16 protein-coding genes are annotated in these 14,437 nt (G+C 69.6%); 12 read left to right on the top strand and 4 right to left on the bottom strand.

The features are described 5' to 3' along the window. Positions 1–328 precede the first annotated feature (328 nt). The 8 genes from J8N05_RS34410 (at position 329) to J8N05_RS34375 (ending at position 8,940) form a co-directional block, all read left to right on the top strand. Positions 329–1,342, top strand: a complete 1,014-nt coding sequence (locus tag J8N05_RS34410) for an ABC transporter permease (RefSeq protein ID WP_210889650.1) — start codon at positions 329–331, stop codon at positions 1,340–1,342. Between the two features lie 61 nt (positions 1,343–1,403). Then, positions 1,404–3,194 carry an ABC transporter substrate-binding protein gene (locus tag J8N05_RS34405; protein WP_210889648.1) on the top strand — a complete coding sequence of 597 codons (1,791 nt, stop codon included), beginning with the start codon at positions 1,404–1,406 and terminating at the stop codon, positions 3,192–3,194. 117 nt (positions 3,195–3,311) lie between these two features. Further along, positions 3,312–4,310, top strand: coding sequence for an ABC transporter permease (locus tag J8N05_RS34400; RefSeq protein WP_210889646.1), 999 nt, complete (start codon positions 3,312–3,314; stop codon positions 4,308–4,310). Next, positions 4,307–5,404 (top strand): ABC transporter ATP-binding protein, encoded by a 1,098-nt coding sequence (locus J8N05_RS34395; protein WP_210889644.1) that lies wholly within the window; start codon positions 4,307–4,309, stop codon positions 5,402–5,404. The genes J8N05_RS34400 and J8N05_RS34395 overlap by 4 nt, the downstream gene beginning before the upstream one ends. 23 nt (positions 5,405–5,427) lie before the next feature. Continuing rightward, a complete protein-coding gene (locus J8N05_RS34390; protein ID WP_308286947.1) occupies positions 5,428–6,681 on the top strand; it encodes an ABC transporter ATP-binding protein in 1,254 nt (417 codons plus the stop codon). Between the two features lie 90 nt (positions 6,682–6,771). Continuing rightward, entirely contained in the window at positions 6,772–7,434 is a 663-nt protein-coding gene (locus J8N05_RS34385; RefSeq protein ID WP_210890566.1) for a trimeric intracellular cation channel family protein, read from the top strand. Between the two features lie 69 nt (positions 7,435–7,503). After that, positions 7,504–8,370, top strand: a complete 867-nt coding sequence (locus J8N05_RS34380; protein ID WP_210889642.1) for a thioesterase family protein — start codon at positions 7,504–7,506, stop codon at positions 8,368–8,370. Between the two features lie 153 nt (positions 8,371–8,523). After that, entirely contained in the window at positions 8,524–8,940 is a 417-nt protein-coding gene (locus tag J8N05_RS34375; RefSeq protein ID WP_210889641.1) for a hypothetical protein, read from the top strand. 36 nt (positions 8,941–8,976) lie between these two features. On the opposite strand, the gene J8N05_RS34370 is transcribed toward J8N05_RS34375, so the two are convergent. Further along, positions 8,977–9,603: a TetR family transcriptional regulator gene (locus tag J8N05_RS34370; RefSeq protein ID WP_210889640.1), complete on the bottom strand. Its 627-nt coding sequence runs from the start codon at positions 9,601–9,603 to the stop codon at positions 8,977–8,979. Positions 9,604–9,719: 116 nt separating this feature from the next. Here J8N05_RS34370 and J8N05_RS34365 point away from each other — a divergent pair, with 116 nt between their 5' ends. From J8N05_RS34365 to J8N05_RS34355, 3 genes are all read left to right on the top strand, one after another. Continuing rightward, complete coding sequence (locus J8N05_RS34365; protein ID WP_210889639.1) at positions 9,720–9,884, top strand: hypothetical protein; 165 nt, start codon at positions 9,720–9,722, stop codon at positions 9,882–9,884. A gap of 68 nt (positions 9,885–9,952) precedes the next feature. Next, positions 9,953–10,222: a DUF4190 domain-containing protein gene (locus tag J8N05_RS34360; RefSeq protein WP_210889638.1), complete on the top strand. Its 270-nt coding sequence runs from the start codon at positions 9,953–9,955 to the stop codon at positions 10,220–10,222. Between the two features lie 93 nt (positions 10,223–10,315). Continuing rightward, a complete protein-coding gene (locus tag J8N05_RS34355) occupies positions 10,316–11,485 on the top strand; it encodes a cysteine desulfurase family protein (protein ID WP_210889637.1) in 1,170 nt (389 codons plus the stop codon). Positions 11,486–11,501: 16 nt separating this feature from the next. Here the strand turns inward: J8N05_RS34355 and J8N05_RS34350 are convergent, their stop codons facing one another. After that, positions 11,502–11,918 carry a DUF1761 domain-containing protein gene (locus J8N05_RS34350; RefSeq protein ID WP_107021877.1) on the bottom strand — a complete coding sequence of 139 codons (417 nt, stop codon included), beginning with the start codon at positions 11,916–11,918 and terminating at the stop codon, positions 11,502–11,504. 119 nt (positions 11,919–12,037) lie between these two features. Continuing rightward, a complete protein-coding gene (locus J8N05_RS34345) occupies positions 12,038–12,793 on the bottom strand; it encodes an N-acetylmuramoyl-L-alanine amidase (protein WP_210889636.1) in 756 nt (251 codons plus the stop codon). A gap of 60 nt (positions 12,794–12,853) precedes the next feature. Here J8N05_RS34345 and mnmA point away from each other — a divergent pair, with 60 nt between their 5' ends. Next, a complete protein-coding gene (mnmA, locus tag J8N05_RS34340; protein ID WP_210889634.1) occupies positions 12,854–13,981 on the top strand; it encodes a tRNA 2-thiouridine(34) synthase MnmA in 1,128 nt (375 codons plus the stop codon). Positions 13,982–13,995: 14 nt separating this feature from the next. On the opposite strand, the gene J8N05_RS34335 is transcribed toward mnmA, so the two are convergent. Continuing rightward, positions 13,996–14,328 (bottom strand): DUF427 domain-containing protein, encoded by a 333-nt coding sequence (locus tag J8N05_RS34335; RefSeq protein WP_210889632.1) that lies wholly within the window; start codon positions 14,326–14,328, stop codon positions 13,996–13,998. Between the last annotated feature and the right edge of the window lie 109 nt (positions 14,329–14,437).

The raw sequence follows: 14,437 nt of genomic DNA, 5'->3' as shown, positions 1-14,437 counted from the left end.
AGTCCACCCAGTGGAGCATCTGCTCCCACACCTGTACCGCCGCTGGGTGGAATGTCCCGATCTACGCGGGTAAATGGGTTGCGAGGCCCGTTTCGCCCCAAGTGTCATGTGTCCGACCCCCGTTACCCGGCGTTCGGATAACGGAACCCTCCTGACGGCATCACGGTTGCGCATCCATTCGCCTTCAGGTCTGGCTTCAGATCACCGGGGCGTTGAAGACTCCCGGTCCAGGAGGTTTAAACCTCCAGATGTGTACGACGGACTGATCACGCCGCTACAGCGGCAAGCGTGGGCCGGCTACCGCCGGTTGAGAGGGGTCCCTGCCACGATGACGGCACCATTGCACGAGCCGACGGCCGAAGCCGCGCCGAGCGCGGCCGAAGAGGCGGCGCTCGTTGCCGGCTCCGCCGAGGCGAAGGCGGTACAAGGACGTTCCCTCGGCCGCATCGCCTGGGAGCGCCTGAAGCGCGACAAGCTGGCCCTCGCCGGCGGCATGGTCGTGCTTCTGCTGATCCTGATCGCCCTGCTCGCGCCCGTGATCGCGAACCTGGTCGGCCAGGACCCCGAAACGCACCACGAGGACCTGATCGACCCGCTCTTCTCGACCCCCAAGGGGGCCTACGGCGGCATCAGCGGGGACCACCTCTTCGGTGTCGAACCCGTCAACGGCCGCGACATCTTCGCCCGGATCGTCTACGGAGCCCGGATCTCTCTGCTGGTCGGCTTCCTGTCGGCCCTGGTGGCCGTGGTGCTCGGCACGATCCTCGGCGTGCTCGCCGGCTACTTCGGCGGCTGGGTCGACGCGACCGTCAGCCGCGTCATGGACGGCCTGCTGGCCTTCCCGCAGCTGCTCTTCATCATCGCGCTGGTCTCGGTCATGCCGAACCAGATGCTGGGTCTGACCGGCACGGGCGTGCGCCTGTTCGTGATGATCCTGGTCATCGGCTTCTTCGGCTGGCCCTACGTCGGCCGCGTGGTCCGCGGCCAGACGCTCTCCCTGCGCGAACGCGAGTACGTCGAAGCCGCGCGCAGCCTCGGAGCCGGACGGTTCTACATCCTGTTCAAGGAGCTGCTGCCCAACCTGGTCGCGCCGATCATCGTGTACACGACGATGATGATCCCGACCAACATCCTCACCGAGGCGGCGCTCAGCTTCCTGGGCGTCGGCGTCAAGCCGCCGACCGCCTCGTGGGGGCAGATGCTCTCCGCCGCGATCGACTACTACGAGTCGGATCCCATGTACATGGTGATCCCGGGTGTGGCGATCTTCATCACGGTGCTCTCCTTCAACCTCTTCGGTGACGGCGTGCGTGACGCGCTCGACCCGAAGGGCTCCCGCTGAACTGCCGTACCCCCAAGGGCCCGTCATCTGTCGACGGGCCGCTACATATCGGAGGATCCGAGTGAGTACCCAACGCACCACAGGGCGGCGCAAGCAGGCCGTGGCCGCCGCAGCCGTGGTCGCTGCACTGCTGTCCACGGCGGCGTGCGGCGGCGGCAACGACGACGACGGGGGCGGTTCGAAGACCGGCGCGGCCGGCTTCGACGCCGCGAACAACAAGGTCGCCCAGGCCTCCCTCGCCAAGAAGGGCGGCACGCTCAAGTTCGCGGGCGCCCAGGATGCCGACTCGTGGGACACCACCCGCGGTTACTACGGCTTCATGTGGAACTTCTCCCGGTACTACAGCCGCCAGCTGGTCACCAACGCGACCGCGCCGGGCGCCGACGGTGCCAAGGTCACCCCGGACCTCGCCACCGCGGCCGCGAAGGTCTCGGACGACGGCAAGACCTACACGTACACGCTGCGTGACGGGTCGACCTGGGAGGATGGCAAGCCCATCACCTCCAAGGACGTCAAGTACGGCATCGAGCGCGCGTGGGCGCAGGACGTGCTCTCCGGCGGTCCGATCTACCTTCAGCAGGTCCTCGACCCGAAGAAGGAGTACAAGGGCCCGTACAAGGACAAGTCCGCGGACAAGCTCGGTCTGAAGGCCATCGAGACGCCCGACGACAAGACGATCATCTTCAAGCTGCCCGAGGCGAACTCGGACTTCGAGGAGATGCTCGCGCTGACCTCGGCCTCCCCGGTCCGCCAGGACAAGGACACCAAGTCCAAGTACGGCCTGAAGCCGTTCTCGTCCGGCCCGTACAAGTTCCAGTCGTACACGCCCAGCAAGGGCATCGTGCTCGTCCGCAACACCGAGTGGAAGCAGGCCTCGGACCCGATCCGCAAGGCCTACCCGGACAAGATCACGGTCGACTTCTTCACCAACGCCAATGACATGGACCAGCGCCTGATCAAGGGCGACTACGACCTGGACATCGGCCAGACCGGTCTCTCCCCGCAGGGCCGCACCACCGCCCTGAAGGAGCACAAGGAGAACCTGGACAACCCGGTCTCCGGCTACATCCGCTACGCGGTCTTCCCGCAGAGCGTCAAGCCGTTCGACAACGAGCACTGCCGCAAGGCCGTGATCTACGGTGCCGACCACGAGTCGCTCCAGACCGCTCGTGGCGGCCCGGTCGCCGGTGGAGACATCGGTACCAACATGCTGCCGCCGTCGGTCCCGGGCTCCGAGGGCCAGAAGTACGACCCGTACGAGTCGGCGACCGCGAACAAGAAGGGCAACGTCGCCAAGGCCAAGGAAGAGCTCAAGGCCTGCGGCAAGCCGAACGGCTTCAAGACCACCATCGCGGTCCGCAACAACAAGCCCGTCGAGGTGGCGACCGCCGAGTCCCTCCAGGCGTCGCTGAAGAAGGTCGGCATCACCGTCGACATCGAGCAGTTCGACGGTGCCCAGACCACCGGCATCATCGGTAGCCCCTCGAACGTCAAGAAGAAGGGCTACGGCATCATCATCATGGGCTGGGGTCCCGACTTCCCCAGCGTCCAGGGTTACGGCCTGCCCCTGTGGAGCGGCGACTACATCCTTGAGAGCGGCAACAACAACTTCGCCCTGATCAAGGACAAGACGATCGACGGACTCTTCGACAGCTACACCAAGGAGCTCGACTCCACGAAGAAGGCCGCGATCTCCACGGAGATCAACCACAAGGTCATGGAGGGCGGTTACTACCTGCCCTTCGTCTTCGAGAAGTTCATCAACTGGCGTTCGAGCCGTCTGGCGAACGTCTACACCACCGACGGTTACAGCGGTCAGTACGACTTCGTCAACCTCGGCCTGAAGAAGTAACACCGACCGGCGCACCCGCCATACGGCACGAAAGGCAGGTGAAGGCCGGCGCGGCGTGACCCGCGGGCCACCGGAAGACCTCCGGTGGCCCGCGGCCCCGCCGCCGGGCCGAGAGCAGTGCTCGCATACCTCATCAGGCGGCTCTTCGCCGCCGCAGTGATGCTGGTGATCATCATCCTGGTGGTCTTCTGCATCTTCTTCCTCGTCCCCCGCTGGGCGGGCGTGGACCCGGCCACGATGTTCGTCGGCAAGCAGGCGGACCCTGCGGCCATCGAGGCCGTGCGGCAGAAGCTCGGTCTGGCAGACCCGATCTTCGCCCAGGTCTGGGAGTTCTTCAAAGGCATCTTCGTAGGCCGTACGTACTCGGGTGGCGGCGACGTCACGGAGTGCGCGGCGCCCTGCTTCGGTTACTCCTTCCGCAGCGAGCAGGCCATCTGGCCGGTGCTCACCGACCGCTTCCCGGTGACCCTGGGTCTCGCGCTCGGTGCCGCCATCCTGTGGCTGCTCTTCGGTGTGGCGGCGGGTGTGCTCTCCGCGCTCAAGCGCGGTTCCGTCTGGGACCGTGGCGCGATGATCGTCGCCCTCGGCGGCGTCTCGCTCCCCATCTACTTCACCGGCATGCTCTCGCTGGCGATCTTCAGCTACGGACTGGGCTGGATCGACGGCAGCTACGTACCTCTCGAAGAGAGCTTCACCGGCTGGTTCGGCGGCATGATCCTCCCCTGGATCACGCTCGCCTTCCTGTACGCCGCGATGTACGCCCGCATCACCAGAGCCACCATGATGGAGGTCCTGGGCGAGGACTACATCCGGACGGCCCGTGCCAAGGGCCTGACCGAACCCGTCGTCATCGGAAAGCACGCGATGCGTTCCACCATGACGCCGATCCTCACCATGCTCGGCATGGACCTCGGCGCGCTGATCGGTGGCGCGATCCTCACCGAGACCACCTTCAGCCTTCCCGGACTCGGACAGGCCGTCCTCAAGGCGATCAGCGACAAGGACCTGCCCGTCATCCTGGGCGTCACGCTGATCACCTCGCTCGCGGTGATCGTCGCGAACCTGCTGGTCGACCTGCTGTACGCCGTGATCGACCCCCGAGTGAGGCTCTCATGACCGAACTCAGCAAGAGCGGAGCCGCCGTGGGGGAGCCCGTCAAGGACTCGCCCGCGCCCTCCGCCTTCCTCGAAGTCCGCGACCTCAAGGTGCACTTCCCGACCGACGACGGACTGGTCAAGTCCGTCGACGGGCTCAGCTTCTCGCTGGAGAAGGGCAAGACCCTCGGCATCGTGGGCGAGTCGGGTTCGGGCAAGTCGGTGACCTCGCTCGGCATCATGGGCCTGCACACGACCGGCCAGTACGGCAAGCGCAAGGCGCAGATCTCCGGCGAGATCTGGCTGGACGGCACCGAGCTGCTCACCGCCGACCCCGACCACGTGCGCAAGCTGCGTGGCCGCGAGATGGCGATGATCTTCCAGGACCCGCTGTCGGCGCTGCACCCGTACTACACGATCGGCCACCAGATCGTGGAGGCCTACCGGATCCACCACAAGGTCGACAAGAAGACGGCCCGCCGGCGGGCCGTCGAGATGCTCGACCGCGTCGGCATCCCGCAGCCGGACAAGCGCGTCGACAGCTACCCGCACGAGTTCTCGGGCGGTATGCGTCAGCGCGCGATGATCGCGATGTCGCTGGTCAACAACCCCGAACTGCTGATCGCGGACGAGCCGACGACCGCCCTGGACGTGACCGTCCAGGCGCAGATCCTCGACCTCATCCGGGACCTGCAGAAGGAGTTCGGCTCCGCGGTCATCGTCATCACCCACGACCTGGGCGTCGTCGCCGAACTCTCCGACGACATCCTGGTGATGTACGGCGGCCGCTGCATCGAGCGGGGTCCGGCCGAGAAGGTCTTCTACGAGCCCAAGCACCCCTACACCTGGGGTCTGCTGGGTTCGATGCCGCGGCTCGACCGTGAGCAGACCGAACGGCTCATCCCGGTCAAGGGCTCCCCGCCCTCGCTGATCAACCTCCCGACGGGCTGCGCCTTCAACCCGCGCTGCGCGTACGCGGACGTACCCAAGGACAACGTCACCCGCACGGTCCGTCCGGAACTGGCCGAGGTCGGCGGCCGGCACTGGGCCGCCTGTCACATGACACCGGAGCAGCGGGAACGGATCTGGACCGAAGAGATTGCGCCGAAGCTGTGAGTGACAAAGCAGAGGACAAACCAGTGGCCGACTCCGCACGGCGCGAAGGCGTGGCCTCGGGTGCGACCCTCACCAGGGACGCCGCTCCCGGCGAGACGCTCCTGAAGGTGACCGGGCTGCAGAAGCACTTCCCGATCCGCAAGGGCCTGCTCCAGCGGCAGGTCGGCGCGGTGCGGGCGGTCGACGGCCTCGACTTCGAGGTCAAGTCCGGTGAGACCCTGGGCGTCGTGGGCGAGTCCGGCTGCGGCAAGTCGACGATGGGCCGGCTGATCACGCGGCTCCTCGAACCGACCGCGGGCAAGGTCGAGTTCGAGGGCAAGGACATCACGCACCTCGGTGTCGGCGCGATGCGTCCGATGCGCCGTGACGTCCAGATGATCTTCCAGGACCCCTACTCGTCGCTGAACCCGCGCCACACCATCGGCACGATCATCAGCGCCCCCTTCAAGCTCCAGGGCGTCACGCCCGAGGGCGGGGTCAAGAAGGAGGTCCAGCGGCTGCTGTCGGTGGTCGGGCTCAACCCCGAGCACTACAACCGCTACCCGCACGAGTTCTCCGGCGGCCAGCGTCAGCGCATCGGCATCGCCCGCGCGCTCGCGCTCAACCCGAAGATGGTCGTGGCGGACGAGCCGGTCTCCGCGCTCGACGTGTCGATCCAGGCGCAGGTGGTGAACCTGCTGGACGACCTCCAGCAGGAGCTCGGCCTCACGTACGTGATCATCGCGCACGACCTGTCCGTCGTACGCCATGTCTCGGACCGTATCGCCGTGATGTACCTCGGCAAGATCGTCGAGCTGGCCGACCGCGACTCGCTGTACAAGGCGCCGATGCACCCGTACACCAAGGCGCTCATGTCGGCCGTGCCGATCCCGGACCCGCGGCGCAAGTCGGCCAAGAGCGAGCGCATCCTGCTCCAGGGAGACGTGCCCTCGCCGATCGCGCCGCCGAGCGGCTGCCGCTTCCACACCCGGTGCTGGAAGGCCACGCAGATCTGCACGACCACCGAGCCGCCGCTCCTGGAGCTGAAGCCCGGCCAGCAGGTCGCCTGCCACCACCCCGAGAACTTCGAGGACCAGGCACCGCAGGACACCGTGCTGCTGACCGTCGCGAAGCAGGCGGCGGAGCTGGTGGCCGACGAGGTGCTCGCGGAGTCCGCGGCGACCTCGGCCGCGGTGGCGGCGGAGGTCGCGGAGGTCGCGGCCACTCCGGCCGAGACGCCGGCCGTGTCGCCGACCGCGACCGGGCCCGAGGACGAGGCTCCCGCCAAGGAGAAGTAAGAGAAGCAAGTGCCGTGAGTAAGGCACGTAACACCGAGCCCCCGCCTTGCAATGTAAGGCGGGGGCTCAGTGCTGGGTGAGAATACGGAGGTGCTCCAGCAACTCTTCACTCCCTCCGTCCAGCACACCCTCGAACTCGTCGGCATCTTCTTCTTCGCGATCTCCGGCGCGCTGCTGGCCGTGCGCAAGAACTTCGACGTCTTCGGCATGGCCGTCCTCGCGGAGGTCACCGCGCTGGGCGGCGGCCTGTTCCGGGACCTGATCATCGGCGCGGTGCCGCCCGCGGCCTTCACCGACCTCGGGTACTTCCTCACCCCGCTCCTCGCCACCCTGCTCGTGTTCTTCCTCCACCCCGAGGTGGAACGGATCCAGTTGGGGGTCAACGTCTTCGACGCGGCCGGCCTCGGCCTCTTCTGCGTCTCCGGCACGACGAAGGCGTACGAGTACGGGCTCGGCCTCACCGCCTCCGCGACCCTCGGCCTCGCCACGGCCGTCGGCGGCGGTGTGCTGCGGGACGTCCTCGCCAACGAGGTGCCGTCGCTGCTGCGCTGGGACCGCGACCTGTACGCCGTGCCCGCCATCGTCGGCGCCACCATGGTCGTCCTGTGCATCCGCTACGACGTGCTGAGCCCGTTCACCTCGGGGCTCGCGGTCGTCGCCGCCTTCGCGCTGCGCCTGCTCGCGATGCGCTACCACTGGCGCGCGCCCCGCGCCTGGCACCGGCGCTCGACGGCGGTGGAGGTGCCGGAGTGACCCCTCGGGTTCACATGATCGAAACAGGGAAAGCTACCGCTTAGTAATCACCTGTTGTACCGTTCATCCATGCCAGAAGCAGCTTCCGCGCACGCCCTGCGGGCCAGGATCGGCGACAGCGAGTTCGACCGCGACACCGCGGTCACCCGACGCGAACCCGGCGTCTACGACATCGACCTGTCCGCCGGGTGGACGATCATCAACGCCGTCAACGGCGGCTACCTCCTCGCCGTCCTGGGCCGCGCGCTCGCCGACGCCCTGCCGCACTGCGACCCGTTCACGATCTCCGCGCACTACCTGACGGCGTCCCGCCCGGGCCCCGCGGTCGTGCGCACCGAGACCGTCCGCGCCGGTCGCACCCTCTCCACCGGCCAGGCGTCCCTCTTCCAGTACGACGAGGAGGGCCACGAGGTCGAGCGGATCCGCGTCCTCGCCTCGTACGGAGACCTCGACGGCCTGCCCGACGACGTCCGCACGACCGCGCTGCCGCCCGCGATCCCGCCGATCGACCAGTGCTTCGGCGCCTCGGACAGCCCCGACGGCGCCCCCGTCCCCGGCAGCTCCGCCATCGCCGACCGGCTGATGCTCAAGCTCGACCCGGGCACGCTCGGCTGGGCCCTGGGAGCGCCGTCCGGCCGGGGCGAGATGCGCGCCTGGTTCGGCCTCGCCGACGGCCGCGACGCCGACCCCCTCTCGCTGCTCCTCGCGGTGGACGCGCTGCCGCCGACCGCCTTCGAACTCGGCCTGACCGGCTGGGTGCCCACCGTCGAGCTGACCGTGCACGTGCGCGCCCGTCCGGCGCCGGGGCCCCTGCGGATCGCCATCACCACCCGCAACCTCGCGGGCGGCTTCCTGGAGGAGGACGCCGAGGTCTGGGACAGCGCGGACCGGCTCGTCGCCCAGTCCCGCCAGCTGGCCCGGGTACGGCTCGGCTGACCTTCGTACGCCGGTGACCGGTGGGGGAGTTGAGGTGTCCTTTGCCCTAACCACAGGCGGGGCACAGCGCGGGCCCAAGCGGGGCCCATGAACGGTTGGTTGCATGCGTTTCTCAGATTGATCTCATTGGTTTCATACAACGGAGTCGCTCTCATGAAGCGTGTACGCCACGTCCCCGCCGTCGCCCTGCTGGCGCTCGCGCCACTCCTGCTGACGGCCTGCGGCTCGGACGACTCCTCGTCGGACGGCGGCAACGGAACGTCGGCGCAGTCGAGTTGTCAGCCGCCCTCGGGCGGTCCCGGCGGCGGCGCGTCGGGGCGGCCGAGCGGGGCCCCGTCGGGGATGCCCTCCGGGGCGCCCTCGGGAACGCCTTCAGGAGTGCCTTCGGGGGCACCCTCCGGCGCGGCCACGGGGAAGGCTCCGTCGGGCGCGCCCTCCGGGATGCCGTCGGGAATGCCGAGCGGCGGCCCCGGCGGTCAGGGCGGCGGCTGCGGGCCGGGCGGGGGTGGCGGACCTCAGGGCCAGGGTCAGCCGGGTCAGGGGCAGCAGAGTCAGCAGGCGCAGGGCTAGACAGGGGCGGGCGCCGGCCCGGCCGGTGGCGGGGTGTCAGCCAAGCCAGTTGCGGCGGCCGATGCTGATCAGCCGCATCCGGCGCCTCGCCACCCGGGCCACCCGTTCCTCCTCGTCCGGGTCGTCCGGGTCCGCCTCCAGGAAGGCGCTGGCGGTCATCAGCATCTGGTCGACGTACAGCCCGGCGAGCATCAGCAGATCGTCGTCGCTCCAGCCGTCCGACTCGGCCTGCTTGGCCAGTTCGGCCCGCACCTCGTCGGCGAACCGGTCCATCTGCTCCGCGATCGCGGCCCGGACCTGCTGCACCCCGCCGTTGCGCTCCCGTGCGATGAACCGGATGTGCGCCGGATACGCGCGCACATGACGGGCGATCAGGGCGACGGCACGGTCTATGCGCTCGTCGCTGTCGCCGGCCGTCGCCACCGTGCCGGAGATCATCGGGTGCAGGCTGCCCAACGCCTCCTCGACCAGGGTGACCCCGAGGTCGGCGGTCGAGTGGAAGTGCCGGTAGAAGGCGGTCGGGGCGACGCCGACGGCACGGGTGACCTCGCGCAGGCCCAGGCTGCTGAGGCTCTGCTCCGCCAGCAGGCCCAACGCGGCGTCCAGGAACGCCTGTCGGGTCTTCTGCTTCTGGGCCTGCCGGACACCGAGACTGTGACTCATGCCATGCAGTAAACAACTGTTCTCCGTGTGGGGAAAGTCGCCCGACGCGCTAGACTCTGGAGTCAGTGAACAACTGTTACCACAAGCGTTCACCGAACCGTCACGAGAGGCGACTCATGCTGTTCCTCGTCGCAGCCCTCCTGCTGCTGGGCGTCGTCATGGGCACCGTGGCCCACGCACCGCTCTCCTTCACCGTGGTGGCCGCCGTGGTCATCGGCGTCTGGCTGATGGTCTTCGCGATCCGCGAGCGCCACGGCCGCCGCCGCGGGACCTCGGGCTGAACCGCCCGGCCGTCCCGCCACCCGCCCCGCCAACCGTCCACGCACGACCGCCTGCTGGGAGCAGACACATGGAACTCACCACCGCCGCCCCGCGGCGCCGGAGCGCCACCCGTGACGCCGACGGTATGGCCGTCGCGTCCTTCATCCTCGGCCTGGTCGGCCTGCTCGCCCTGAACGTCGTCCTCGGCCCGGTCTCGATCATCCTGGCCGCGACGGCCCTCCTCAAGGGCACCACCCGCCGCGGACGCGCCTTCCTGGGCCTCGGCCTCGGCGTCGCCGACCTCGTGGTCCTGGTCGCCTTCATGTCGGCGGACAACACCCTGTCCTGGAGTTTCTGAGCCGGGCCGGCCCCGGCGCGGACCGTGGGTGGGGCGCAAACAGCCCCCGCCCGACCAAGTCGGTCCAGAGCGGGCTCTAGAATCGGGCTCACCATGGCATACCTCGACCACGCCGCGACCACCCCCATGCTTCCGGAGGCGGCCCTGGCAATGACCGCCCAGTTCGCCGTCACGGGCAACGCCTCCTCCCTGCACGCGGCCGGCCGCCGCGCCCGTCGCACGGTCGAGGAGTCCCGGGAGACCCTGGCGGAATCCCTGGGCGCCCGCCCCAGCGAGGTGGTCTTCACCTCCGGCGGCACCGAGGCCGACAACCTCGCCGTGAAGGGCCTGTACTGGTCCCGCCGCGACGCCGACCCGGCCCGCACCCGGGTGCTGGCCAGCCCCGTCGAACACCACGCCGTCCTCGACGCCGTCCACTGGCTCGGCGAGCACGAGGGCGCCACGGTCGAGTACCTCCCGGTCGACCGGTACGGCCGCGTCCACCCCGAGGCCCTGCGCGAGGCCATCGCCCGCAACCCCGACGACGTCGCCCTCGCGACCGTCATGTGGGCGAACAACGAGATCGGCACGATCATGCCGGTGCGCGAACTCGCCGATGTGGCGGGGGAGTTCGAGGTCCCGCTGCATGCGGACGCCGTCCAGGCCTTCGGCCAGGTCCCCGTCGACTTCGCCGCCTCGGGACTCGCCGCGATGACCGTCTCGGGGCACAAGATCGGTGGCCCGTACGGCATCGGGGCGCTGCTGCTCGGCCGCGAGTACAGCCCCGTGCCGGTCCTGCACGGCGGTGGCCAGGAGCGGCATGTGCGCTCCGGCACCCTGGACGTACCGGCCGTCGCCGCGTTCGCCGTGGCCGGCCGGACCGCCGCCGAACAGCGCGAGTGGTTCGACCGCGAGATCGGCTCGCTGCGCGACGACCTGGTCGACGCCGTCCGCGCGGCCGTACCGGACGCGATCCTCGGCGGCGACCCGGCGGACGGGGGCCGCCTCCCGGCGAACGCCCACTTCACCTTCCCCGGCTGCGAGGGCGACTCCTTGCTCCTGCTGCTCGACGCGCAGGGCATCGAATGCTCCACGGGTTCCGCGTGCACGGCGGGCGTGGCGCAGCCCAGCCACGTCCTCCTCGCCACCGGCACCGACCCGGACCTGGCCCGCGGCACCCTCCGCTTCTCCCTCGGCCACACGTCGACGGAGGCGGACGTGGAGGCCGTGGGCAAGGCGATCGGCCCGGCGGTGGAGCGGGCCCGCACGGCGGGACTCAGCTAGGCGGTGCCCGGCCCCGTCAGCGCATCGCGACCAGGACGACGCTGCTGAGCACGCTCGTGACGACGAAGAACGGCGCGTTCAGGACGCCGTAGTAGAGCGGGCGCGGGAAGTTCGGGTTGATGGCGATCTGGAAGGTCATCGCGCCGAGATACCCGACCCCGACGAGGAGCCCGAAGACCACGGCGTCACCGAGGCCGGTGATGTCCAGGGCCTCGACGAGCACGGCGCTGGTCAGGACGGTGACCGTCAGGCACACCAGCGGACCGGCGGCGGTGACGGCCGTCTGCGCCGGCGCGGGCGCGCCCTCACGGCCGAGGGCGACGGCGTACGGCTTGGCGATCACGACGGCGAACCACAGGCCGGCGAGCACGATCGACGCGACGGCCGCGATGACGACGGCGAGCCAGTTGATGTCGGCGAGAACGGAGAACACGCGCAGACTCCTTGCGAGGCGAACGAGCGGTCCGTGTGACCGCCGGGGCAGAGTCTTCGCGAGGTACAGGACAGGTTGTGGCCGCTACTCAGGGCCGCTTCTCCGGGGCGCTCGCCGGATCACGCGTCGCGCTCGGCGGCCGGGGTGCTCTTCGAAGCGGCCGTCGCACCGCCACTCGGGCCGGTGCTCGGCCCGGTGCTCGGGTCGGCGGTCCGCTCGGCGTCACGCTTGGCGGCCGCGCGCACCAGGGGTATGTACCGGCCCCAGTCCCAGTGCGGCCCGGGATCGGTGTGGTCGGTGCCCGGCACCTCGACGTGCCCGATGATGTGCTCGCGGTCGATGGAGATGTCGTACCGGGCGCAAATGCGCGCGGTGAGCCGGGCGGACGCCTCGTACATGGCGTCCGTGAAGTCCTGCGGCCGGTCGACGAAGCCCTCGTGCTCGATGCCGACGCTGCGTTCGTTGAACTCGCGGTTGCCCGCGTGGAAGGCCACGTCCAGCTCGCGGATCATCTGCGTGATACGGCCGTCCTTGCCGACGATGTAGTGCGCGGCGGCGCCGTGGCCGGGGTCCTGGAAGACCTTCACGGCGCTCTTGAAGCTGCCCTGCGTGACATGGATGATCACGCGGTCTATGCCGAAGTCGTCGGGCCGGTCCGCCCGCCGCCAGTTCGCCGAGGACGCCGCCACCCAGTGCGCGCCCCCGAAGTCGACCTCGCCCTCCTTGCGCGGCTTCTCCACACCCGGTGTACGCCACCACAGACGCGCCAGCTCGTCCCGGGCCAGCACGGCGGTGCCCACGGCGGCCGCGGCCCCGCCGATGAACAGCGCGCGGCGCGAGATGCCCCGGTCCGAGTCGTTCGTCGTCTCCCCCATGTGATCGTCAACGGATACTCGCGGGCTCCGGTTCCCGGGGACCCGTACCCTTGAGGGGTTATGACTGAGACCTCGCAGCGCCCCCGCCCCCTCCGCGTACTGGCCGCCATGTCCGGTGGCGTGGATTCCGCCGTCGCCGCCGCCCGTGCCGCGGAAGCCGGGCACGACGTGACCGGTGTGCATCTCGCCCTCTCGGCGAACCCGCAATCGTTCCGCACGGGCGCGCGCGGCTGTTGCACGATCGAGGATTCGCGCGACGCCCGCCGGGCCGCGGACGTCATCGGCATCCCGTTCTACGTGTGGGATCTCGCCGAGCGGTTCCGCGAGGACGTGGTGGACGACTTCGTGGCCGAGTACGAGGCCGGGCGCACCCCGAACCCGTGCCTGCGCTGCAACGAGAAGATCAAGTTCGCGGCCCTGCTGGACAAGGCCCTCGCCCTCGGCTTCGACGCGGTCTGCACGGGCCACTACGCGAAGGTGCTGGTGAACGAGGACGGCACGCGCGAGCTGCACCGGGCGTCCGACATGGCGAAGGACCAGTCGTACGTGCTCGGCGTCCTGGACGACCGCCAGCTCGCCCACGCGATGTTCCCGCTCGGCGACACGCTCACGACGAAGGACGAGATCCGTGCGGAGGCCGAGCGCCGGGGCCTGGCGGTCGCCAAGAAGCCGGACTCGCACGACATCTGCTTCATCGCCGACGGCGACACCCAGGGCTTCCTGTCGAAGCGCCTGGGCAAGGCGGAGGGCGACATCGTCGACGAGTCGGGCGCGGTGGTCGGCAGCCACGAGGGCGCGTACGGCTTCACGATCGGCCAGCGCAAGGGCCTGCGCATCGGAACCCCGGCGGCCGACGGCAAGCCGCGCTACGTCCTGGACATCTCACCGGTGAACAACACCGTGACGGTGGGCCCGGTGGCCGCCCTGGACGTCTCGGCCCTCACCGCCATCAAGCCCCGCTGGTGCGGCGCGGCCCCGACCGCCCCGGCCACGTACACGGCCCAGCTCCGCGCCCACGGCGGCGAGACGGAGGTCCGCGCGGAGCTGGTGGACGGCACCCTGGAGGTCACCTTCACGGAGCCGGTCCGGGGAGTCGCACCCGGCCAGGCGATCGTCCTGTACGACGACACCCGGGTGGTGGGCTCGGCAACGATCGCCACCACGGAGCGGGCGACCGCTGCCGTCTGACGCCCTGTGGGGCGTCAGCCCGCCGTGACCGTCTCCACCTCGTAGAAGCAGAAGTGGTCCTTGATCTCGGCCACCTCCGGCTTCGGGTCCGGGTAGGCCCAGACCAGGTCCGGGGCGTCCGGGAGGGACCAGTAGGACGCGTCTCCCTTGAAGGGGCAGTGCGTGGACGTGTCCGACGGGGTCAGCAGGTCCACGTGGACGTCCTCCGGCGGGAGGTAGTAGCGCGGCGGAAGGCCCGTCTCGCGCAGCACCAGCGGGCGGGTGCTGTCGGCGAGCACCTTGCCGTTGTGGACCGCCCGGACGTGCTCGGTGCCCTGCTCGACGGTGATGCGATGGCCCTTGGTCACGGTTCGACTCCTCGGTAGAGGTCGCGCGCAGGTGGCGGACGTCCTGCGAGGGTCCGCCACGTTCTTGGTGAGTACAGCGTCCGGCGTCGTCGCGTTCTTCCCTCCCGGG

Source organism: Streptomyces liliiviolaceus, from assembly GCF_018070025.1.
GTDB lineage: Bacteria > Actinomycetota > Actinomycetes > Streptomycetales > Streptomycetaceae > Streptomyces > Streptomyces liliiviolaceus.
This window is presented reverse-complemented; position numbering and strand designations above follow the sequence as displayed.

Excerpts from the sequence above, each read along its gene's own strand:
- J8N05_RS34365 (WP_210889639.1), top strand. The coding sequence starts at position 9,720 with ATGCTGTTCCTCGTCGCAGCCCTCCTGCTGCTGGGCGTCGTCATGGGC.
- J8N05_RS34375 (WP_210889641.1), top strand. The coding sequence starts at position 8,524 with ATGAAGCGTGTACGCCACGTCCCCGCCGTCGCCCTGCTGGCGCTCGCG.
- J8N05_RS34360 (WP_210889638.1), top strand. The coding sequence starts at position 9,953 with ATGGAACTCACCACCGCCGCCCCGCGGCGCCGGAGCGCCACCCGTGAC.
- J8N05_RS34345 (WP_210889636.1), bottom strand. The coding sequence starts at position 12,793 with ATGGGGGAGACGACGAACGACTCGGACCGGGGCATCTCGCGCCGCGCG.
- J8N05_RS34355 (WP_210889637.1), top strand. The coding sequence starts at position 10,316 with ATGGCATACCTCGACCACGCCGCGACCACCCCCATGCTTCCGGAGGCG.
- J8N05_RS34395 (WP_210889644.1), top strand. The coding sequence starts at position 4,307 with ATGACCGAACTCAGCAAGAGCGGAGCCGCCGTGGGGGAGCCCGTCAAG.
- J8N05_RS34370 (WP_210889640.1), bottom strand. The coding sequence starts at position 9,603 with ATGAGTCACAGTCTCGGTGTCCGGCAGGCCCAGAAGCAGAAGACCCGA.
- mnmA (WP_210889634.1), top strand. The coding sequence starts at position 12,854 with ATGACTGAGACCTCGCAGCGCCCCCGCCCCCTCCGCGTACTGGCCGCC.
- J8N05_RS34380 (WP_210889642.1), top strand. The coding sequence starts at position 7,504 with ATGCCAGAAGCAGCTTCCGCGCACGCCCTGCGGGCCAGGATCGGCGAC.
- J8N05_RS34410 (WP_210889650.1), top strand. The coding sequence starts at position 329 with ATGACGGCACCATTGCACGAGCCGACGGCCGAAGCCGCGCCGAGCGCG.